Origin of the sequence: Micromonospora inaquosa, assembly GCF_003857055.1 — a bacterium.
In the GTDB taxonomy this organism is placed as follows: Bacteria; Actinomycetota; Actinomycetes; order Mycobacteriales; family Micromonosporaceae; genus Micromonospora; species Micromonospora inaquosa.
The window spans coordinates 1-704 of the sequence record NZ_QGSZ01000114.1 but is presented as its reverse complement, the minus strand read 5'-3'; the positions used below and the strand labels follow the sequence as shown (position 1 = coordinate 704).

1 protein-coding gene is annotated in these 704 nt (G+C 65.3%); it reads right to left on the bottom strand.

The genetic code is table 11. The features are described 5' to 3' along the window. A partial coding sequence (locus tag DLJ59_RS02635; protein ID WP_167493811.1) for a transglycosylase domain-containing protein occupies window positions 1–704 on the bottom strand: 704 nt, incomplete at both ends.

The following is a 704-nucleotide window of genomic DNA, read 5'->3' as shown; positions in this document are numbered from 1 at the left end:
TGTAGCCGCCGCTCTTCAGCCGGCGCTCACGGTCGTACCTGGTCGAGCCGAACGTCTCCTGATCCATCCACCAGCGGTAGAAGTAGTCGCAGAAGAAGCCCCACTCGTTGACGTTCGCGGCGACGCAGCCGTTCGGGGTGCGCTTGTCCTTCACCACCAGCTTGGTCGCCTTGGCGGCGTCCGCCTCCTGCTGGGTGATGGCCTTGATGTCGACCATGTTCTGGATGACGTAGTTGCGCCGGTCCAGCGCGAGCGGGTAGCCGAGTTCGGTGGTCGGGTCGTTCGTGGTCGGCGCCTTGACCATGCCGGCCAGCAACGCCGCTTCCTCGATCTTCAGCTTGCTCGGCGGCTTACCGAAGTAGACCTGGCTGGCGGCGTAGATGCCGTACGCGCCGTTGCCGAACGAGGCGAGGTTGAGGTAGCGGGTGAGGATCTCGTCCTTGGAGAATTCCTTGTCGACCTGGAGGGCCAACCGCATCTCGCGCAGTTTGCGGGCGCTGGTGTCCTCGGTCGCCGCGACGACGTCGGCCGGGTGGGTGGCCGAGTAGGCGATGGCCAGCCGGACGTACTGCATGGTCAGCGTCGAGGCGCCCTGCCGACCGGAGCCCTCGCTCTGGTTGTTGACGAACGCGCGGGCGACACCGTTGATGTCGACGCCGTTGTGCTTGTAGAAGTCATGGTCCTCGGCCGCGATGATGGCCTTC